This window comes from Microvirgula aerodenitrificans DSM 15089, assembly GCF_000620105.1.
Lineage (GTDB): Bacteria > Pseudomonadota > Gammaproteobacteria > Burkholderiales > Aquaspirillaceae > Microvirgula > Microvirgula aerodenitrificans.
Genome location: NZ_JHVK01000001.1, coordinates 154,041 through 174,362 on the forward strand (window position 1 = coordinate 154,041; position 20,322 = coordinate 174,362).

23 protein-coding genes are annotated in these 20,322 nt (G+C 64.6%); 21 read left to right on the top strand and 2 right to left on the bottom strand.

The window, feature by feature from the left end; translation table 11 throughout:
- The first annotated feature begins 2 nt into the window (after positions 1–2).
- The 16 genes from Q352_RS0100685 to Q352_RS0100760 all read left to right on the top strand — a co-directional run bounded on the left by Q352_RS0100685 (position 3) and on the right by Q352_RS0100760 (position 13,751).
- Entirely contained in the window at positions 3–1,418 is a 1,416-nt protein-coding gene (locus Q352_RS0100685; protein ID WP_028497665.1) for a sigma-54-dependent transcriptional regulator, read from the top strand.
- On the top strand, positions 1,415–1,750 hold the full coding sequence (gene fliE / locus Q352_RS0100690; RefSeq protein WP_028497666.1) for a flagellar hook-basal body complex protein FliE: 336 nt from the start codon (positions 1,415–1,417) through the stop codon (positions 1,748–1,750). Before Q352_RS0100685 ends, fliE begins: the two co-directional genes overlap by 4 nt.
- A gap of 224 nt (positions 1,751–1,974) precedes the next feature.
- Complete coding sequence (fliF, locus tag Q352_RS0100695; protein WP_244879547.1) at positions 1,975–3,591, top strand: flagellar basal-body MS-ring/collar protein FliF; 1,617 nt, start codon at positions 1,975–1,977, stop codon at positions 3,589–3,591.
- Positions 3,584–4,582 carry a flagellar motor switch protein FliG gene (gene fliG / locus Q352_RS0100700; protein WP_028497668.1) on the top strand — a complete coding sequence of 333 codons (999 nt, stop codon included), beginning with the start codon at positions 3,584–3,586 and terminating at the stop codon, positions 4,580–4,582. The genes fliF and fliG overlap by 8 nt, the downstream gene beginning before the upstream one ends.
- Positions 4,583–4,586: 4 nt before the next feature.
- A complete protein-coding gene (locus tag Q352_RS19345) occupies positions 4,587–5,399 on the top strand; it encodes a FliH/SctL family protein (protein ID WP_169735623.1) in 813 nt (270 codons plus the stop codon).
- Complete coding sequence (fliI, locus tag Q352_RS0100710) at positions 5,386–6,789, top strand: flagellar protein export ATPase FliI (RefSeq protein ID WP_084299694.1); 1,404 nt, start codon at positions 5,386–5,388, stop codon at positions 6,787–6,789. The genes Q352_RS19345 and fliI overlap by 14 nt, the downstream gene beginning before the upstream one ends.
- 7 nt (positions 6,790–6,796) lie before the next feature.
- Positions 6,797–7,231 carry a flagellar export protein FliJ gene (gene fliJ / locus Q352_RS0100715; protein WP_028497670.1) on the top strand — a complete coding sequence of 145 codons (435 nt, stop codon included), beginning with the start codon at positions 6,797–6,799 and terminating at the stop codon, positions 7,229–7,231.
- A 109-nt stretch (positions 7,232–7,340) separates the two neighbouring features.
- Entirely contained in the window at positions 7,341–8,582 is a 1,242-nt protein-coding gene (locus Q352_RS0100720) for a flagellar hook-length control protein FliK (protein WP_158537403.1), read from the top strand.
- Between the two features lie 113 nt (positions 8,583–8,695).
- Complete coding sequence (locus Q352_RS0100725; RefSeq protein ID WP_051528586.1) at positions 8,696–9,136, top strand: flagellar basal body-associated FliL family protein; 441 nt, start codon at positions 8,696–8,698, stop codon at positions 9,134–9,136.
- Between the two features lie 2 nt (positions 9,137–9,138).
- A complete protein-coding gene (fliM, locus tag Q352_RS0100730) occupies positions 9,139–10,140 on the top strand; it encodes a flagellar motor switch protein FliM (protein ID WP_028497673.1) in 1,002 nt (333 codons plus the stop codon).
- A gap of 37 nt (positions 10,141–10,177) precedes the next feature.
- Positions 10,178–10,621, top strand: a complete 444-nt coding sequence (gene fliN, locus Q352_RS0100735; protein WP_028497674.1) for a flagellar motor switch protein FliN — start codon at positions 10,178–10,180, stop codon at positions 10,619–10,621.
- A gap of 4 nt (positions 10,622–10,625) precedes the next feature.
- Positions 10,626–11,069: a flagellar biosynthetic protein FliO gene (gene fliO, locus Q352_RS19350; protein WP_051528587.1), complete on the top strand. Its 444-nt coding sequence runs from the start codon at positions 10,626–10,628 to the stop codon at positions 11,067–11,069.
- A complete protein-coding gene (gene fliP, locus Q352_RS0100745) occupies positions 11,069–11,830 on the top strand; it encodes a flagellar type III secretion system pore protein FliP (RefSeq protein ID WP_051528588.1) in 762 nt (253 codons plus the stop codon). Before fliO ends, fliP begins: the two co-directional genes overlap by 1 nt.
- A 10-nt stretch (positions 11,831–11,840) precedes the next feature.
- Positions 11,841–12,110, top strand: coding sequence for a flagellar biosynthesis protein FliQ (fliQ, locus tag Q352_RS0100750; RefSeq protein ID WP_028497676.1), 270 nt, complete (start codon positions 11,841–11,843; stop codon positions 12,108–12,110).
- A 1-nt stretch (position 12,111) separates the two neighbouring features.
- The gene (gene fliR / locus Q352_RS0100755) at positions 12,112–12,906 is read left to right on the top strand and encodes a flagellar biosynthetic protein FliR (RefSeq protein WP_028497677.1); all 795 of its coding nucleotides are present in this window, start codon (positions 12,112–12,114) and stop codon (positions 12,904–12,906) included.
- A gap of 119 nt (positions 12,907–13,025) precedes the next feature.
- Positions 13,026–13,751 (top strand): YebC/PmpR family DNA-binding transcriptional regulator, encoded by a 726-nt coding sequence (locus Q352_RS0100760; RefSeq protein ID WP_028497678.1) that lies wholly within the window; start codon positions 13,026–13,028, stop codon positions 13,749–13,751.
- 134 nt (positions 13,752–13,885) lie between these two features.
- On the opposite strand, the gene Q352_RS0100765 is transcribed toward Q352_RS0100760, so the two are convergent.
- Positions 13,886–14,335 carry a nucleoside triphosphate pyrophosphohydrolase family protein gene (locus tag Q352_RS0100765; RefSeq protein WP_051528589.1) on the bottom strand — a complete coding sequence of 150 codons (450 nt, stop codon included), beginning with the start codon at positions 14,333–14,335 and terminating at the stop codon, positions 13,886–13,888.
- Entirely contained in the window at positions 14,332–15,618 is a 1,287-nt protein-coding gene (gene aroA / locus Q352_RS0100770; RefSeq protein ID WP_028497680.1) for a 3-phosphoshikimate 1-carboxyvinyltransferase, read from the bottom strand. Before aroA ends, Q352_RS0100765 begins: the two co-directional genes overlap by 4 nt.
- Before the next feature lie 190 nt (positions 15,619–15,808).
- Here aroA and cmk point away from each other — a divergent pair, with 190 nt between their 5' ends.
- From cmk to lapB, 5 genes are all read left to right on the top strand, one after another.
- Positions 15,809–16,474 (top strand): (d)CMP kinase, encoded by a 666-nt coding sequence (gene cmk / locus Q352_RS0100775; protein WP_028497681.1) that lies wholly within the window; start codon positions 15,809–15,811, stop codon positions 16,472–16,474.
- A gap of 18 nt (positions 16,475–16,492) precedes the next feature.
- Entirely contained in the window at positions 16,493–18,262 is a 1,770-nt protein-coding gene (gene rpsA / locus Q352_RS0100780; RefSeq protein WP_084299696.1) for a 30S ribosomal protein S1, read from the top strand.
- A gap of 12 nt (positions 18,263–18,274) precedes the next feature.
- Positions 18,275–18,583, top strand: coding sequence for an integration host factor subunit beta (locus tag Q352_RS0100785; protein ID WP_028497683.1), 309 nt, complete (start codon positions 18,275–18,277; stop codon positions 18,581–18,583).
- 180 nt (positions 18,584–18,763) lie between these two features.
- The gene (locus Q352_RS0100790) at positions 18,764–19,060 is read left to right on the top strand and encodes a LapA family protein (RefSeq protein WP_028497684.1); all 297 of its coding nucleotides are present in this window, start codon (positions 18,764–18,766) and stop codon (positions 19,058–19,060) included.
- Positions 19,061–19,145: 85 nt separating this feature from the next.
- Entirely contained in the window at positions 19,146–20,315 is a 1,170-nt protein-coding gene (gene lapB / locus Q352_RS0100795) for a lipopolysaccharide assembly protein LapB (protein ID WP_028497685.1), read from the top strand.
- Positions 20,316–20,322: the final 7 nt, after the last annotated feature.

Here is a 20,322-nt window from a genome sequence, read left to right on the forward strand (position 1 = left end):
GAATGGCGGAGTTGCCGATACTGGTCGTGGAAGACGACGTCGCCTTGCGCGAAGCGCTGGTCGATACGCTCGAACTGGGCGGACTGCAGGTGCTGACGGCCGGCGACGGCGAGGAAGCGCTGAGCGTGCTGCGCCACGAGGCAGTAGGACTGGTGCTGTCCGACGGACAGATGAAACCGATGGACGGCTACCGGCTGTTCCACGAGATTCGTCGCCGTGCGCTGCAGGTGCCGTTCATGCTGATGACCGCCTATGGCGCGGTCGATCGCGCCGTCGACCTGCTGCGTGCCGGCGCCTGTCACTACCTGACCAAGCCGTTCGAACCCGACGTCCTGCTGGCCGAAGTCAATCGCCACCGGATGACCCTGCCGGCCGACGAGTCGCAGCCGCCGGCCGTGGTCGCGGTCGCCAAGGCGTCGCGCGATGTGTTCGAACTGGCCCGCCGCGTCGCCGCCAGCGAGGCGACCGTGCTGATCAATGGCGAATCCGGCGTCGGCAAGGAAGTCATGGCGCGCTTCCTGCACTGCCACTCGCCACGCCGGCTGGCGCCGTTCATTGCCGTCAACTGTGCGGCCATCCCAGAAGCACTGTTCGAGTCGACGCTGTTCGGCCACGAAAAGGGTGCCTTCACCGGGGCGGTGGCAACCTACCAGGGCAAGTTCGAGCAGGCACAGGGCGGTACGCTGCTGCTGGATGAAATCTCGGAAATGCCACTGTCGCTGCAGGCCAAACTGCTGCGCGTGCTGCAGGAGCGCGAGCTGGAACGCGTCGGCGGCAGCCGTACGGTCAAGCTCGACATCCGCATCCTGGCGACCACCAACCGCGATCTCGCCGGCGAAGTCGCGGCCGGACGCTTCCGCGCCGACCTGTACTATCGCGTCAACGTGTTCCCGCTGACCCTGCCGCCGCTGCGCCAGCGTCGCGCCGACATCGTGCCGCTGGCCGAAAACATCCTGTGCGGACTGGCCCGGCGCTCGAAGCGGCTGTCTCCGGGGCTGTCGCAGGCAGCCATCGCCAAATTGACCGCCTATGACTGGCCCGGTAACATCCGCGAACTGGAAAATGTCCTGCAGCGTGCGGAAATTCTTGCATGCGGTGAGGAAATTGACTGCGACAGCCTGCATTTCACACTGGTGCCGGCACCAGCAACTACTGTTGTAGAGCTAGGGCAAATACTCAAGTCCGAGATTGTCCGGACGAAATCCTCAGATGAGGCTGAGACTCAGGGTATTCGCAGTCTGGAAAAACAGTACATTCTGGACACGCTGCAGGCCGTGAACGGCGTGCGGCGCCTGGCGGCGGAACGACTGGGCATCAGCGAACGAACCTTGCGTTACAAACTGGCCCGTTGGCGCGAAACGGGCGATGTCGAGACCAGCGAACCGGCTTGCGGCGGCGACCGCGGAGAGAATCAATGAACAATATTCAAGGTATCGATCAGTTGCTGGGCGAACTGCGCTCTGCTGCCGCGATGGCCAGCGGCAAACCGGCTGCTGCACCGGCCGCGCTGGATGGCGCAGGCAAGGCTGTCGACTTTTCCGACATCCTGAAGCAGTCGATCGACAAGGTCGCCGAGACCCAGGGCACCAGCGTCGACATGCAGAAGCGCTACGAACTTGGCGATGAAAGCGTCAACCTGCATGACGTAATGCTGTCGCTGCAGAAGGCCAGCCTGTCGTTCCAGACCATGGTCCAGGTGCGCAACAAGCTGGTGACCGCCTATCAGGAAGTCATGAACACCCAGATTTGATGTAACGAAAACCGGGCAAAGCCTCCGCGTTCCCGTTCTGCGTCGGTCTCCGTGTACTGCGCGGTTTTTCTGTGATCTACCTTTTCCTGCCGGCCGGCTCGGCTGGTGGGTCCGGAATTGTCTATCTCATGGCCGAATTGGCTGGTTCGCCTCCCCCTCCCTCCATGCAGACGCGTGTGCGTGAAAGCATGGCGCGTTATCGCGATTTGCCGCCGAACAAGAAAATGCTCTTGCTCGGTGGCCTCGCCGCCATTTTTGCCGTCCTGCTCGGCAGCTACTTCTACATGCGCGAACCGGCCTACAAGGTGCTGTTCAGCAACGTGTCCGACCGCGATGGCGGGCAGATTACCGAAGCGCTGCAGAAGCTGAACGTGCCGTACAAGCTGACCGACAGCGGCGTGATCGAGATCCCGTCCGCCCGCGTCTATGACACTCGTCTGAAACTGGCGGCGCAGGGGTTGCCGAAAGCCTCCGGCGTCGGTTTCGAACTGATGGACAACCAGAAGTTCGGTATCAGCCAGTTTGCCGAGCAGGTCAACTACCAGCGCGCCGTCGAAGGTGAACTGGCGCGTACGGTCGAGTCGCTGGACGTGGTCGAGCACGCCCGCGTTCACCTCGCCATCCCGAAACAGAGCGTATTCGTGCGCGAGCAGCAGCCGTCGACCGCGTCGGTGATGCTGACGCTGCGTCCCGGCTTCATCCTCGATGCCGGGCAGATTGCCGGGATCCGCAACCTGGTGGCGTCCGCGGTGCCGGGGTTGTCGCAGAAAAACATCACCATCGTCGACCAGGAAGGCAACCTGATCTCCAAGCACCCGGATCTGGATGACGGCCTGTCCGGCCTGTCGCGCCGCCAGCTCGACTATGTGCGTCAGGTGGAGCAGGGACTGACCAAGCGCATCGAGGCCATCCTCGAACCGATCGTCGGCGCCGGCAACGTGCGCGCCGAAGTCACCGCCGCGCTCGACTTCTCCGAAACCGAGCAGACCTCGGAAAACTTCAACCCGAACACCCCGCCGAATGCGGCTGCGATCCGCAGCCAGCAGACGTCCGAATCGTCCACGCGCGTGACCGATCCGCAGGGGGGCGTGCCGGGCGCGCTGTCGAACCAGCCGCCGTCGGCCGCCGCCGCGCCGATCACGCTGCCGCCGGGCACCCAGGCCGGACTGATGCCGACGCCGGCCAATGGCCAGGCGGCGCAGCCGCCGCTGAAGAGCAGCAAGGACAACACGACCAACTACGAGCTTGACCGCACCATCCAGCACGTCAAGCAGCCGGTCGGCTCGATCAAGCGCGTGAACGCCGCCGTGGTCGTCAACTACAAGCTCGCTGCCGGCAAGGATGGCGTCGAGCGCCCGACGCCGCTGTCGGACAAGGAAATCAAGCAGATCCAGGATCTGGTTCGTGAAGCGATGGGTTACAACCAGACCCGTGGCGACTCGCTGAACGTGGTCAATGCCAGCTTTGCCGCCACCGGTCCGGAACGGCTGTCGCTGCAGGATCGTGCCGTCGACTACGTGACCAACAACCTCAGCGACGTGCTCAAGTACGGCTTCCTGCTGCTGGTGGTGCTGTACCTGCTGTTCGGCGTGGTCCGTCCGGTGGTGCGCGACATCATCCGGCCGAAGGAAGTGCCGCTGCCGCCGGGCATGGAAGGGGCGGAAGTCGATGCCGACGGCGTCGCCATCAGCAGCACCGACAGCGGCCTGCCGAGCGACGACCCGGTCGAAGTGGCGCGCCGTGAATACGAAATGGCGCTGGAATCTGCCCGACAGGTCGTGCGCAACGATCCGCGCATGGCGGCCCAGATCATCAAGGAATGGGTGAGCAACGATGAGTGATGCGGGTATCCGGCGCAGTGCCGTGCTGCTGTTCAGTCTCGGTCAGGCGGATGCCGTCGAGGTGTTCAAGTACCTGGGGCCGAAGGAAGTGCAGAAGATCTCGACGCTGATGACGCAGATCAGCAACCTTGGCCGCGACGAGATCATCCAGGCCGCCCAGCTGTTCAAGGACGAAGCGCGGATGCGCGCGTCCATCGACTCGTCCGACGAATTCCTGCGCAGCGTGCTGACCGAGGCGCTGGGCGAGGACAAGGCCTCGAACCTGCTGGACAAGATTACCCAGGGCAACGACCACACCGGCATCGAAAGCCTGAAGTGGATGGACCCGTCCAGCGCGTCCGACCTGATCCGCAACGAGCACCCGCAGATCATCGCCACCATCCTGGTTCACCTGGACCCGGACCAGTCGAGCGCGATCCTGTCGAACTTTACCGAGCGGCTGCGCAACGACGTGCTGCTGCGTATCGCCACACTCGAAGGCGTGCAGCCGCAGGCGCTGCGCGAACTGAACGACGTGCTGACCCAGCTGCTGTCCGGCTCCGACCGGATCAAGAAGAGCGCCATGGGTGGCGTGCAGCTGGCGGCCGAAATCCTCAACTTCATGGGGGCGCAGGTCGAAGGCGCGGCGCTGGGATCGATCCGCGAGCACGACCCGGATCTGGCCCAGCGCATCCAGGACAAGATGTTCGTGTTCGAGAACCTGTGCGATATCGACAACCGGTCGATCCAGGTGCTGCTGCGCGAAGTCTCCAGCGAAAGCCTCATTACCGCCCTCAAGGGCACCAGCGAGACCCTCAAGGACAAGATCTTCAAGAACATGTCGTCGCGGGCCGCGGAAATGCTCAAGGACGACCTGGAGGCCAAGGGACCGGTCAAGGTGTCCGAGGTCGAGGCCGAGCAAAAGGAAATTCTCAAGATCGTTCGCAAACTGGCCGACGACGGCCAGATAGTGCTGGGCGGCAAGGGTGGCGAGGAAGGTGTTGTCGAATAAGCCCGTGTCAGGCGAAGACGCTGCGTGGCAGCGTTGGGACCTTCGCCCCATAGAACCCCCGGCCCCCCCGGCGTTTCTGACGCCGGCCAAGGCCCGCGCGCGCCTGAATCCGGTCGCGCCGGAAGCCGTGGCCGAGCCGGAACCGGAAGTCGTCGACGAACCGGAAATCGATCCGCGCGGCGTCGACGTGCCGACCGAAGAGGTCGACATCGAGCCGGAAACGCTGTCGTCGTACCCGACCGCCGCCGAACTGGAAGCCATTCACCAGGAAGCATGGCAGGCCGGTTTCGAGGCCGGTCATGCCGAAGGTCTGGACAAGGGCCGCGAAGAAGGCAAAGTTGCGGCACATGACGAACTGCGCCCCGAGCTGCAGGCCGAACTGGCGCTGCTGCAGGCGCTGCGCACACGGCTGGAAACCTCGCTGACCCAGCTGGAGTCCGACCTGGCGCCGCAACTGCTGTCGCTGGCGCTGGAATGTGCGGACCGGCTGGTTGGCGCGCACGTGGCGGCCTGCGAGGATGCCCTGGAACCGCTGCTGACCGGGGCGCTGGCCAATCTGGCCGGCTCGCTGAAGCAGGCCCGGCTGCGCGTGCATCCCGACGACCTGATCGTCGCGCGCCGCGTGATCGAACGCGAGGCGGCTGATGCCAGCTGGCAGTACATTCCCGACGCCTCGGTCGGACGCGGCGGCTGTCTGATCGACCTGCCCAGCGGGCGGATCGACCTGCGCCTGGCCACCCGGCGCGAAGCGCTGGGTGAAGCGCTCGGTGCCGAACCGGTGCCGGGTGACGTCGAGGCGGATCATGTCGTCCGCTGAGACCGGCCAATCCGGCCATCCGTGGAGTGATTACCTGTCCGCCTGCCGCGACACCGTGCGCACGGCGGACCTGTCGCGACCGAACGGCCAGCTGACGCGCGTCACCGGCATGGTGATGGAAGCGGCCGGGCTGCGGCTGCCGGTCGGCGGCGCCTGCTCGGTCTGCCTGCCGGACGGCCGGCGGGTCGAAGCCGAAGTGGTCGGCTTCAACACCGACACCCTGTTCCTGATGCCGGTCAACAACGTGCACGGCCTGATGCCGGGCATTGCCGTCGAACCGCTGATCGTGCATTCGCCGCCGCGCTTCGGCCACAGCCAGGCGCCGTCCGACCAGGCTGGCGGGCGACGGGTGCCGGTCGGCTTCAAGCTGCTGGGGCGCATCGTCGACTCGCTCGGGCGACCGCTCGACGACGGCGGCGAGATCCTGGCCGACGATTTCTATCCGCTGTACTCGCAGCCGGTCAATCCGCTCGACCGCGACCCGGTGCGCGACAGCATGGACGTCGGCGTGCGCGCCATCAACGGCCTGCTGACGGTCGGCCGCGGCCAGCGTCTCGGCCTGTTCGCCGGCTCCGGTGTCGGCAAATCGGTGCTGCTCGGCATGATGGCCAAGTACACCCGTGCCGACGTGGTCGTGGTCGGGCTGATCGGCGAACGGGGCCGCGAGGTCAAGGACTTCATCGAAGCCATTCTCGGCGAGGAAGGCCTCGCCCGTTCGGTCGTGGTCGCCGCGCCGGCCGACTCGCCGCCGCTGATGCGCCTGCACGGCGCCGCCTATGCGACCGCGCTGGCCGAGTACTTCCGCGACCAGGGACTGGACGTCCTGCTGCTGATGGACTCGGTGACCCGCTATGCGATGGCCCAGCGCGAAATCGCCCTGGCCATCGGCGAACCGCCGGTCACCAAAGGCTATCCGCCGTCCGTGTTCGCCAAGCTGCCGCAACTGATCGAGCGGGCCGGCAACGGCCGGCCGGGCGGTGGCTCGATTACCGCGTTCTATACCGTGCTGTCCGAGGGCGATGACCAGCAGGACCCGATTGCCGACAGTGCACGGGCCATTCTCGACGGCCACTTCGTGCTCAGTCGCCGGCTGGCCGAATCCGGCCACTATCCGGCCATCGACATCGAACAGTCGATCAGCCGGGTCATGGCCGACGTCGTCCCGCAGGAACACCTGGACGCCGCCCGCCGCTTCAAGCAGTTCTATTCGCGCTACCAGCGCAACCTGGACCTGATCAGCGTCGGTGCCTACGTGCCCGGCGCCGACCGCCTGCTGGACGAGGCCATCCGCCTCGAACCGGCCATGAATGCCTACCTGATCCAGCCGGCCGGCGAGGCCAGCGACTTCGAGACCTCGCTCGCCGGGCTGGTGCAGGTCACGGGCCAGTGAGCCCGGCATGAACAGCCGTTACGCACTGCTGACCCGGCTGGCGACCGATCGCACCGACGCCGCCGCCAAACTGATGGGCCAGGCACAGCAGCGTCTGGTCCAGGCCGGGCAGAAACTCGCGCAACTGGAGCAGTTTCTGGCCGAATACCGCATGCAGCGCATCCAGCGTGCCAGCACCGGCATGTCGGCCGTGCAGTGGGCCGACTATCAGCACTTTCTCGAACGCATCGAGACTGCCGTGAATGCCCAGCGCGAGGAACTGGTTCTGCGCGAGGCGGAGTGCGAAGCCACGCGCACCCGCTGGCTGGCCGAGCGCAAGAAACTGAAGGCATTCGAAACCCTCGACGAGCAGGCCGCGCAGCGCGAACAGGCGGTCAAGGCGCGGCGCGAGCAGAAGCTGACCGACGAACTGGCCACCCGCGGTTTCCGCCGTCCACGCTAGGCCGCGACTGGAATTCCGGATCGTTTCTTGCGCCGCATGGCGCATTTTTTCAGGCATGATTCTTGCATTGCTGTTGTCTGTTGTGTACCTAACCTTGGGCCTGCCTGCCATGAGTATTTCGCTTTCCACCCCGACCGTCGCCCAGGCGCAGTCTGCCGCCAGCAGCAAGACCGCTTCGGCAGGAAAAGGACCGTCCACGCCGGACAACACGTTCACACAGCTGGTCGACGAACAGATCGCCGTGCTCGACGGCAAGGGCAAGACCGACAAGACCACCGTGGTCGACGAGGCGGACAGCAAGACCGGGGAGCCGGACGGCAAGGACGTCCGTCCCGATCCGGCAACACTTGCCGCCATGCTGGGCGCGCCGGTGCTGACCGAGCCGGTCAAACCGGTCGTCGACACCGCGGTTGGCGAGCAGGTCGTGGCTGCCAGCGACGACGGTCAGGCCGACCTGCGCCTGACGGGCAGGGACGAGGGCGCCGCGGTCGTGGCCGCCAGCGGTGACAGCGAGGAGAATGCCGCCCAGGCGGCCGACCGTGCCGCTGTGGCGGCGCGCAATGCACAGGGCCAGGCTCAGGTACCGGCACAGGACGGCGGCAAGACCGTCCAGGATGCTGCCGCGCAGCGTGCTGCCGCCACCACCGCTGCCGCGGGCCGGGCTGCGCAGCCCGGCACCCAGGGCGTGGCAAAAGCCACGCTGGACGAAACCGCGCCGGTCGAGAGCAAGCAACCGGTGGACTTCGGCAGCGAACTGCAGGCGGCGGCCCGATCCTCCGGTGCGGCCACCGTCGCCAGCGCCGCCACGCCGCAGCAGGCGGCCTCGGCACTGGCCCATATCGCCAATGGCGGACAGACCGCGCCGACTGCCGCCGCTCCGGCCCCGCTGGCACTGCAGATGCAGCAGCCGGTGACCAGCCCGCAATGGGGCCAGGAGCTCGGCCAGCACGTCGCCCTGCTGGCGCAGCACAAGCTCGACGGGGCTCGCCTGCAGATGAACCCGGAAAAAATGGGGCCGATCGAGGTCACGCTGAAGTTCGGCGCGGAAAATCAGTTGACGCTCAATTTTGTCTCCGCCGTGCCGAATACAAGGGATGTACTGGAACAGAACCTGCCGCGCCTGGCGCAGCAACTGGCCGGGCAGGGCATCCAGCTTGCCGATGCGCAGGTGTCGAGCGGGCAGCGCGATCAGCAGAGCGCGTCGTCATTTGCGCAACAGGGCGGGCAGTCCTCGTCCGGCCGCGGCGACGGCAGTTTTTCGCTGGATGGCAATGCCGGCGCGGGGGTGACGACAACAGTTATCCAGCCTGCGACCGGCAAGGATGATGGAAGAGTCAGCGTATTTGCGTGATACGCTAGTCGGCAAGCGACAATTACGCGAAAATACGTATTTACAAATCTTTACAGGTATTGCACATGGCATCTTTGACAGAAGCTCAACCGGCAGCGGGCGGTAAAAAACTAATGCTGGTCATTGGCGCGCTGGTCGGAGTTGTCCTGTTGCTCGCTGGCGCTGTCGGCTATCTGTTCCTGGCGCACGGCAATGGCGAAAGCAAGCCGAAGGCTGAAGAAGCCGCCGCCGCGCCGGCCGCGCCGACGTTCAGCAAGATCGACACCTTCGTCGTCAACCTGTCCGATCCGGGCACGATGCTGCAGACCGAACTGCAGGTCGAACTCGGCAAGCCGGGCGACGCCGAGCTGATCTCGGCCTACATGCCGCGCATCCGCAGCAACCTGATCCTGCTGCTGTCCAGCAAGACCTCGGCCGATGTGGCCACGGCCGAAGGCAAGGCCCGGCTGAAGGCGCAGATCCGCAGCGTCATCAACGAGTCGCTCGCTGATTCCGGCCACGCCGACGTCGTGCGCTCGGTAGTATTCACGTCCTTCATCGTTCAGTTGCAGTAATCATGTCCGACGACATCCTCTCGCAGGAAGAGGTCGACGCGCTGCTGCGCGGCGTTACCGGCAACGACAACGATGTCGGCGACGCCAGTTCGCCCGATGTCCGCAATTACGAGATCGGGCGGCAGGAACGCATCGTGCGCGGCCGGATGCCGACGCTCGAAGTCATCAATGAGCGTTTCGCGCGCAACCTGCGTATCGGCCTGTTCAACTTCATCCGCCGCAACGCCGAAATTTCGGTGGGGCCGGTCAAGGTCCACAAGTACAGCGAGTTCATCCGCAACCTGGTGGTGCCGACCAACCTCAACCTGTGCCACGTCAAGCCGCTGCGCGGGACGTCGCTGCTAATTTTCGATCCCGACCTGGTGTTCCTGATCGTCGACAACCTGTTCGGCTCCGACGGTCGCTACCATGTGCGGGTCGAGGGGCGCGACTTTACCGCGACCGAGCAGCGCATCATCCGCAGACTGCTGGACGTGGTGTTCAACGAGTACCAGAAGGCATGGGAACCGGTCTATCCGATCGAGTTCAACTACATGCGTTCCGAAATGAATACCCAGTTTGCCAACATCGCCACGCCGACCGAAGTCGTGGTGTCGATGACCTTCCGCATCGAGCTGGGCGCGGGCGGCGGCGACTTCCACGTCTGCATGCCGTACTCGACCATCGAGCCGATCCGCGACGTGCTGTCGTCGACCATGGCGGCCGACCGGACCGAAGTCGACAACCGCTGGGTCAACCTGCTGTCGAAACAGGTGCAGATCGCCGAGGTCGAGCTGGTTGCCACGCTGACCGAAACCGAGGTCGCGCTGGGCGACATCCTGAACCTGAAAGTGGGCGATGTGATCCCGGTCGATATCGCCTCGACGGTGGTGGCTGACGTGTCCGGCATCCCGGTGCTGGAGTGCGGTTATGGCACCTCCGGCGGTCAATACGCGCTGAAGGTCGAAAAAGTCCTGGCCGGCGCGCAGGAACTGAGTGAACAAGCGCTGGCTCATGGCAGTTGAGTGGCGAGCAATCCGACGCAAACGAGATCGATAAGACATGAACGACGAAGTGACGATGGACGATTGGGCCTCCGCAATGGCCGAACAGCAAAGTGCCACCGACGCGCCGCCTGAAGGCGAGGCTGCGGCCGCGCCGGCAGAAGCGGCTGGCGGCGCACAGCCGGCCGCCGGGCTGTTCCAGGAGTTTTCGCCCGCGACACAGCAGGCCGCCGGTGGTGCGACCAACCTGGACATGATTCTCGACATCCCGGTCAGCATGACCGTGGAACTGGGGCGGACCAAGATTGCCATCCGCAACCTGCTGCAACTGGCACAGGGCTCGGTGGTGGAGCTCGACGGCCTGGCCGGCGAACCGATGGACGTGCTGGTCAACGGCTGCCTGATCGCCCAGGGCGAAGTCGTGGTGGTGAACGACAAGTTCGGTATCCGCCTGACCGACATCATTACCCCTGCCGAGCGGCTGCGCCGTTTGCAGAAGTAGCACCATGCGCCTGACGCCCGTCGCCGCCGCCGCAACGCTGGCGGCGGTTTCGCTGTCGGCCCGCGCCGCGGCGCCGGCCGCCGCCATGCCCGGCCCGATCGGCGGGCTGGTGCAGGTCGTGCTGGCCCTCGGTCTGGTTCTCGGACTGATTGCTGCACTGGCCTGGCTGGTACGCCGGCTGAACCAGGCGGGACTGTCCGGTGGACGCGCGGTGCGCGTCGTCGGCGGCACGCTGCTTGGCGGGCGCGAACGCGTGGTGGTGGTCGAGGTGTCCGGTCGCTGGCTGGTGCTCGGCGTCACGCCGCAGCACATCAGCCTGCTGAAGGACATGGAACGCCCCGACAACGCCGATACGCCTCCTCCTTCCCTTGCGGACGGCAACTTTGCCGCCCGTCTCAAAACGGCGATCGAACGTCTGCAACGAACGCCTTCCGACCGAAAAGCATGATGGTTTCCCTTTTGTCCTACTGTCGCCGGGCGCTGCTGCCGCTGGCGCTATGGTTGCTTCCGGCAGCGGCGATGGCGGCAGGCGGGCTGCCGCTGATGAATTCCGGCCCGGCGCCGGATGGCGGTACCCAGTACTCGCTGTCGCTGCAGATGCTGCTGTTCCTGACCGGGCTGACCTTCATCCCGGCGCTGCTGCTGATGATGACCGCGTTCACCCGCATCGTGATCGTGCTGTCGCTGCTGCGCCAGGCCATCGGCCTGATGCAGGCGCCGCCTAACCAGGTGGTCATCGGCCTGTCGCTGTTCCTGACCCTGTTCGTCATGGCGCCGACCTTCGACAAGGCCTACAAGGACGCCTGGCTGCCGTTCTCCGAAGACCAGATCAGCATCCTGCAGGCAGCGGAGAAGGGCGCGGAGCCGTTCCGCGAATTCATGCTGCGGCAGACGCGCGAGAAGGACCTGGCCTTTTTCATCGAGATTGCCCGCGAGGACAAGCCGGCCACCCAGGCCGACGTCAGCCTGAAAACGCTGATTCCGGCCTTCGTGGTCAGTGAACTGAAGACGGCGTTCCAGATCGGCTTCATGGTGTTCATCCCGTTCCTGATCATCGACCTGGTCGTGGCCAGCGTGCTGATGGCGATGGGCATGATGATGGTGTCGCCGACCATGATCTCGCTGCCGTTCAAGCTGATGCTGTTCGTGCTGGTCGACGGCTGGACCCTGCTGATCGGCTCGCTGGTGCAGAGCTTCTACATAAAGTGAAGGTGCGGACATGACGCCGGAAATGGTCATCAACCTGGTCCAGAATGCGCTGTTCATCCTGATCATCGTCGCCGCGCCGATGCTGCTGGTCGCGCTCGGCGTCGGCCTGCTGGTCAGCGTGTTCCAGGCCGCGACCCAGATCAACGAAATGACGCTGACCTTCATCCCGAAGCTGCTGGCCATGTTCCTGGTGCTGGTGCTGGCGGGACCGTGGATGCTGCGCACGCTGATCGAATACACCACGCGCCTGCTGGCCAGTATTCCCAACATGATCGGCTGACGTGCTCGAACTGACCGACACCCAGATCGGCCTGCTGCTGTCGACCTATCTGTGGCCGCTGTTCCGCATTACCGGTTTCCTGCTGGCCGACCCGCTGTTCGGCACCAAGCAGGTCCCGCGCCGGATCAAGACCGTGCTGGCGATCTCGCTGACGGTGCTGATTGCACCACTGCTGCCGCCGATGCCGGCGGTGCCGGTCGTCTCGGGCGAGGGCGTGTTCATCATCGTCCAGCAACTGCTGATTGGCGCCGCCATGGGCTTTACCATGCGGCTGGCGATTACCGCCGTCGAGGTGTCCGGTGCCATTATTGCCATGCAGATGGGCCTGGGCTTCGCCATGCAGTTCGATCCGGGCTCTGGCGCCCAGGTGTCGTCGGTCTCGCGGCTGCTGACCCTGTTCACCTATCTGATCCTGCTGGCCATCAACGGTCACCACGTCATGCTCGGCACCCTGGTGGAAAGCTTCACCCTGCTGCCGGTATCGCTGGCACCGCTGCCGGCGATGAGCCTGAAAATGCTGGCCGGCTGGGGCGGCACCATGCTGGCCCTTGGCCTGTGGCTGTCGCTGCCGCTGGTGGCGGCGCTGCTGATCGTCAACCTGTCGGTCGGGGTGATGACGCGCGCCGCGCCGCAGTTCAACATTTTCAGCTTTGGCTTTCCGATGACGCTGACCATCGGCTTCGTCGTGCTGTACCTGTCGATCCCGCTGCTGGGAACGGCGCTGGAACAGGTCTACCTGCAGGCCTTCGTCCTCATGCGTCAACTGCTGCTGCCGCAGACTGGCAGCGCCCCGTGAGGCGGTGCTAGAATCCGTACCAGACCCCGCACCGACGCCTCTGTCGCCGCCGGTGCTCACCGATATCACCCGTCTGAACCCGCCTGCGGCGGGTTTTTTCGATCTTCACGAGGTTACACATGGCCGGTCACAGCAAATGGGCGAACATCCAGCACCGCAAGGGTCGCCAGGACGCCAAGCGCGGCAAGATCTTCACCCGACTCATCAAGGAAATCACCGTTGCCGCCAAGATGGGCGGCGGGGATCCGACGGCCAACCCGCGCCTGCGCCTGGCGGTGGAAAAGGCCAAGGGCGAGTCGATGCCCAAGGACAATATCGAGAACGCGATCAAGCGCGGCACCGGCCAGCTCGATGGCGTGACCTATGAAGAAATCCGCTACGAAGGCTACGGCATCGGTGGCGCTGCCGTCATGGTCGACTGCCTGACCGACAACAAGACCCGCACCGTGGCCGACGTTCGCCATGCGTTCTCGAAGTTCGGCGGCAATATGGGCACCGACGGCTGCGTGGCCTTCCAGTTCACGCATTGTGGCTACCTGGTGTTCGCACCGGGCACCGACGAGGATGCGCTGATGGAGTCCGCGCTGGAAGCCGGCGCCGACGACGTGGTCACCAACGACGACGGCTCGATCGAAGTCATCACGCCGCCGTACGAGTACGCCGACATCAAGGAACGGCTGGAAGCGGCCGGCTACAAGACCGATATCGGTGAAGTGACCATGCGCGCGCAGAACGATACCGAACTGACCGGCGACGACGCCGCGCGCATGCAACGGCTGATCGACGCGCTCGAAGACCTCGACGACGTGCAGGAAGTCTATACCAGCGCTGTCATGGACGAATAAACCCGTCCGCGCAGGAAAAAACGGCGATGCATCGAATGCATCGCCGTTTTTTCTGCCTGTGAAGCGTGGCGGGTGAGGCGGGAATGGCGTGTTCGCGAATCCCGTTATCAGCCGGGCGTGCACCGACGCTGCGGTTACCCTTGCGCCTTCTCCATTTGCCGCTGTCTGGCCGCAAGAATCACGCCGAGCTTGTCCGCCGGCTGCCAGCCGGCCGGCTTCAGGATCTTGCCGTCGTCGCGGCGAACCATGTGGCCATCGACGCACTTGGCCATATTGGCGGCGTGGATCGCATCGGCCATGGCATCGATCGGCAGCCCCTGGGAAATCATCAGCCCGACCAGCACATTGATTGCGTCGCAGCCCTCGGCGCAGAACTCGGCCTGGGCCGCCGCCAGCGCGTCGGCGTCATTCGGGTCGACCGCGCGATAGTGATCGATCGCCTCGCGCAATTCGGCCAGCTCTTCAGCCAGCATGGTTTCCCACATCGGCAGCTGTTGCGGGCGGAAAACCGGCGACTGCGGCTGCGGTTCGCCGGCGGCGGCCATGAAGGCATGGCGATCGGTGACGAAACGGTCCCGGCTCATGCGCACAGCCCCGCGAAAACGTCGAAGTAGTCAGGGAAGGTCTTGGCCACGCAGCGCGGATCGTTGATGCGCACCGGTACCGCAAAGCTGGCCAGCGAGAAGCACATCGCCATGCGATGGTCGTCGTAAGTGTCGATGGCGGCCTGCGGCGTCAGTTGTGCCGGCGGAGTCACGGCAATGAAATCGTCGCCGGACTCGACCGTGGCGCCCAGCCTGGTCAGCTCGGTGACCATGGCCGCGATGCGGTCGGTCTCCTTGACCCGCCAGCTGGCGATCTGCTCCAGCCGGGTGGTGCCGTCGGCAAACAGCGCGGCCACTGCCAGCGTCATCGCCGCATCCGGAATCGCATTGCAGTCCAGCGTGACCGCCCGCAGCCGGCCATCGGCCGGCGCCCGCGCCTCGATCCAGTCCGGACCCATCTCGATCTGCGCGCCCATCTGCGCCAGCGCGGCAGCGAAGTGGACATCGCCCTGGATGCTGTCGCGACCCACGCCCTCGACCCGGACCGGACCGCCGCCGATGGCGCCGGCGGCCAGGAAGTAACTGGCGCTGGACGCGTCACCTTCGACATGGATCTCGCCGGGGCTCACATAGCAGCTGCCGGCCGGTACGGTAAAGCGGGCGTAACCGTCGCGCACGACCGTGACGCCGAAGCGGGCGATCAGGTTCAGCGTCAGGTCGACATAGGGGCGGGAAATCAGCTCGCCGATCACCTCGACCGTACCGCCGCCCCCCAGTGGCAGCGCCATCAGCAGCGCGGACAGGAACTGGCTGGACACATTGCCGTTGACGCGCGTGGTGCCGCCGGCGGCGATGTCGACCGGATGGATGTCCAGCGGCGGGAAGCCGGGCTGGCCGGGATAGTCGATCCGGGCACCGAGTGCGGTCAGCGCGTCGACCAGATCGCCGATCGGGCGCTCATGCATGCGCGGTACGCCGTGCAGGTGGTAATCACCGCCGGTCAGCGCCAGTGCGGCGGTCAGCGGCCGGAAGGCGGTGCCGGCATTGCCGAGGAACAGATCGGCGCGCCGGACCGGAAAGCGGCCGCCGACGCCATGAATCAGGATATCCCGCGTGCCGGACTGCGGCGAAAGCGCGACACCCAGTGTCGTCAACGCGTCGAGCATGCGCTCGGTGTCGTCGGCGGCGAGCACGCCACGGACCAGAGTGTCGCCACTGGCCAGTGCGGCCAGCAGCAGGATGCGGTTGGAGATGCTTTTCGAACCGGGAAGGCATACGGTGCCTTGTGCCCGGTCACGAACGGACAGATCGAGAAATTCCATGCGGGAGAGGGGAACCAAGCGTTGAGTCGGATGCCGAACGCTAGCACACCCGCCCGCCGGCGTGGGAGCGACGACGCCATAGTCATGCCGGCGGATTGTGCAGCGCAATGAAAATGCGCTAGCATTTCATACGTTTGCAGCCGGATGCGTCCGGCTGTTTGTCATTTGCTGCCGGTATCCAACCTTACACATGTCTGCACCTGTCATTACGCTCGATGGTCCGTCCGCCTCCGGCAAAGGCACCGTGGCTGCGATGGTCGCGCTTCGCCTGGGATTCCACTACCTGGATTCCGGTTCGCTTTACCGTCTGGCTGCGCTGTACGCCGTCCGCCACCAGATCCCGCTGGACAACGAGGCCAAGCTGGCGATGGCCGCCGTGCGGCTGCCGATCGCGTTTCGCGACGGCCGGGTCTGGCTCGAGGACATCGATGTCACCGACGAGATCCGCAGCGAGGACATCGGTCTCTGTGCGTCGCGGATCGGCGCCCTGCCGGCGCTGCGCAGCGCGCTGCTGCAGCGCCAGCGCGACTTTCGCCACCCGCCCGGTCTGGTGACCGACGGTCGCGACATGGGCTCGGTCGTGTTTCCCGACGCCACGCTGAAGGTTTTCCTGACCGCCAGTGCCGACGAACGGGGCCGCAGACGCTATAAGCAGTTGATCGGAAAGGGCGCGTCTGCTAATCTCCAGCAGATTCAGCAGGATATTGCCGACCGTGACGAGCGCGATGCCGCCCGCCCGGTGGCACCGCTCCGGCAAGAGCCCGACGCCCGGTTGCTCGACACCACCCGCCTGACCATTGACGCCGCCGTCGATCAGGTCATCGAGTGGTATCGCGCCATCGCGCCGCGGGCATGATTTTTTTCTCCGTACGGGATGGGATCGTGCGGACATCATCAACGTCACCTCGCGGATTCCCATCGTTCGCACCGAGTCTCCATTTCAATGACTAACACTGTTCCCGCCATGGAAAGCTTTGCCGCCCTCTTCGAAGAAAGCCTGTCCCGTCAGGTGATGAAGGCCGGTGAAGTGATCACCGCTGAAGTTGTCCTTATCGATCCGAATTTCGTCACCGTCAACGCCGGCCTCAAGTCCGAGTCGCTGATCCCGGTCGAAGAGTTCAAGAACGACAAGGGCGAACTGGAAGTCAGCATCGGTGATTTCGTTACCGTGGCGCTCGATAGCCTGGAAAACGGCTATGGCGAAACCAAGCTGTCGCGCGACAAGGCCAAGCGCATGGCTGCATGGCTTGAGCTCGAAGAAGCGCTGGAAACCAGCAAGATCCTGTCCGGCGTCATCAGCGGCAAGGTCAAGGGCGGCCTGACCGTCATGGTCAACAGCATCCGCGCCTTCCTGCCGGGTTCCCTGGTCGACGTGCGTCCGGTCAAGGACACCACGCCGTTCGAAGGCAAGCAGATCGAATTCAAGGTCATCAAGCTCGACCGCAAGCGTAACAACGTCGTTGTGTCGCGTCGCGCCGTGCTGGAAGAAACCCTGGGCGAAGAGCGCAAGGCACTGCTGGAAAACCTGAAGGAAGGTGCAGTCGTCAAGGGCATCGTCAAGAACATCACCGACTACGGCGCCTTCGTGGACCTGGGCGGCATTGATGGTCTGCTGCACATCACCGACCTCGCATGGCGTCGTGTGAAGCACCCGAGCGAAGTCCTGGCCGTCGGCGACGAAGTCGAAGCCAAGGTGCTGAAGTTCGATCAAGAGAAGAACCGCGTGTCGCTGGGCCTGAAGCAGCTGGGCGAAGATCCGTGGGTGGGCCTGAGCCGTCGCTACCCGCAAAGCACCCGCCTGTTCGGCAAGGTCACCAACCTGACCGACTACGGCGCCTTCGTCGAAATCGAACAGGGCATCGAAGGCCTGGTCCACGTGTCCGAAATGGACTGGACCAACAAGAACGTGCATCCGTCCAAGGTTGTGTCGCTGGGTGACGAAGTCGAAGTCATGATCCTCGAGATCGACGAAGACCGCCGCCGCATCTCGCTGGGCATGAAGCAGTGCATGCCGAACCCGTGGGATGATTTCTCGGCCAACTACAAGAAGGGTGACAAGATCACCGGCACCATCAAGTCGATCACCGACTTCGGCGTGTTCATCGGCCTGCCGGGCGGCATCGACGGTCTGGTGCACCTGTCCGACCTGTCGTGGAGCGTTGCCGGCGAAGAAGCCATCCGCCAGTTCAAGAAGGGCGACGAAGTCGAAGCGCTGGTCCTGTCGATCGATACCGACAAGGAACGCATCTCGATGGGCATCAAGCAACTCGAAGGCGATCCGTTCGGCAGCTTCGTGTCGATCCACGACAAGAACACGCTGGTCAAGGGCATCATCAAGACCGTTGACGCACGTGGCGCCGTGATCGCGCTGGACGGCGACATCGAAGGTTACCTGCCGGCTTCCGAGCTGTCGCGTGACCGCGTCGAAGATGCCCGTTCGCTGCTGAAGGAAGGCGAAGAGATCGAAGCTCTGGTCATCAACGTCGACCGCAAGAGCCGTTCGCTGAAGCTGTCGATCAAGGCCAAGGATGCGGCTGAAGAGCAGGGTGCGGTCAGCCGCTTCCAGGCTGAAGCCAACGCCAACGCCGGCACCACGAACCTGGGCGCGCTGCTGAAGGCCAAACTGTCCGGCGGCAACGAGTAATCAGGCAGTGCAATGACCAAGTCTGAGCTGATTGCCAGGCTCGCGGAGCGCTATCCTCAGTTGATTGCCAAGGACGCGGAGCTCGCGGTGAAGACCATTCTTGATGCGATGGCAACGTGCCTGTCACGTGGCCAGCGCATCGAGATCCGCGGCTTCGGCAGCTTCGATCTGAACTACCGTCCGCCGCGTACCGGTCGCAATCCCAAGTCGGGGAGCAGTGTTGAAGTGCCGGAGAAATACGTTCCGCACTTCAAGGCCGGCAAGGAGTTGCGCGAACGCGTCGACGCTCGGATTCAGGAAGAAGCGCAAGCCTCGGGCTAACGCGAGTCACGAAACGCCGCAGGGTAACCTGCGGCGTTTTTGCGTCTGCCGTCCGCGCATTGCGGGATTGCGCAGTATTTGTTCATCCGCGGCTGTCATTCCTTAGCGTTTTTCGTCCAACGCGATGCCGGGCCCGCCGACATCGTTTAAACTTCAGCCTCTGTCATGGAGGGTCGCGCAATGCGCTATGTAGGCTGGATAATCAAGTTTCTGGTGTTTGTGCTGCTGCTCACGCTCGCCATGCAGAACAGTGATTCGGTCACGCTGAACCTGTTCATGGGCCATACCTGGCAGGCACCGCTGATCCTGGTGCTGCTGGTTTTCTTCGCCGTCGGCGCCGCCGCCGGCCTGTCTGCCGGTTTCTTCTATTCGCTGAAGCTGCGTCGCGAACTGACGCAACTGAAGAAAGAACTGCGTGCGCGTCAGCAGGCGCCGGGTCAGGTCGTCAACGACCCGAGCGAATCCGTGGCCGAGTAATCGCGCTTCCCGCGCCTGACCGCATCCCGGGCCGTTTCGGCCCGGCGCTTTCCGTCATTCCCGTTTCCTAAGGATCTTCCTCTTGGTGGATTTCGAACTCTGGTGGCTGCTGATCTTCCCGCTGTTCTTCGCGCTGGGCTGGCTGGCCGCGCGCATCGACATGCGGGCCGTGATCGCCGGTGCCCGCAAACTGCCGACCAACTATTTCCGCGGCCTGGCCGCCCTGGTCGATGACGACACCAGCGAAGCCAGCCGCCGGCTGGCTGAAGTGGCCCGACAGGAGCCCGGTGCGCTGGATCTGCAGATCGCGCTCGGCAAGCTGTACCGCCGCCGTGGCGAGAACGACCTTGCCATCCGCCTGCACCAGGGCTTGCTGGAAAACCCGGACCTGCCCGAGCCTGCCCATGACCAGATCCGGCTGGAACTGGCCGACGACTTCCAGCGCGCCGGACTGGTCGACCGGGCCGAGGAAATCCTTACCCAGCTGACCGACCGGCCCGCCGTCGCCAGCCTGGCACGCTCGCGGCTGCTGGCCCTGTACCAGCAGGAACGCGACTGGGACCGGGCCATCACGCTGGCGAAGACGCTGCGCAACGACGCGACCCAGTTCCAGCGCGAACTGGCCGAATTCCATTGCGAGCTGGCCCAGGCTGCGCTGTTCAAGTCCGATCTGGAACAGGCCCGCAAGGAAGTCGCGGCCGCGTTCGCTGCCAATCGCCGCTGCCCGCGAGCGTATCTGCTCAATGGTGACATCCTGCTGACCGCCGGTGACACCGAAGGCGCGATTACTGCCTGGCAGTCACTGGAAAACCAGCAGCCGGAATACCTGACCCTGGTCGCGGAACGGGTGCTGGGCGCCTATGACGCGCTGGGCCGGACCGCTGACGGCATCAAACTGGTCCGGGGCTGGCTGGAAACCTATCCGCAGCTCGACCTGGCCGATCTGCTGTATCCGCGGGTCGCCCAGCATGGCGGCGAGCGGGAAGGCCTGTCGTTCCTGCGCGATGCCGTGCACGGCTATCCGTCGCTGGCCGGCATTGCCAAACTGATCGACGCCAAATTCGGCTCCATGGACCCGGCCACCCGGCAGGATGCCGAACTGGCCCGCGAAGTGGTGCTGTCACATGCCAAGCGCCTGCGCGTGCATCGTTGCCAGCACTGCAATTTCCGTTCCAAAACCTTTTTCTGGAAGTGCCCGGCCTGCGGGGAGTGGGAAAGCCTGACTCCGAACCGCAGCGAGTCGCTGTCCGTCTGAACGCCGC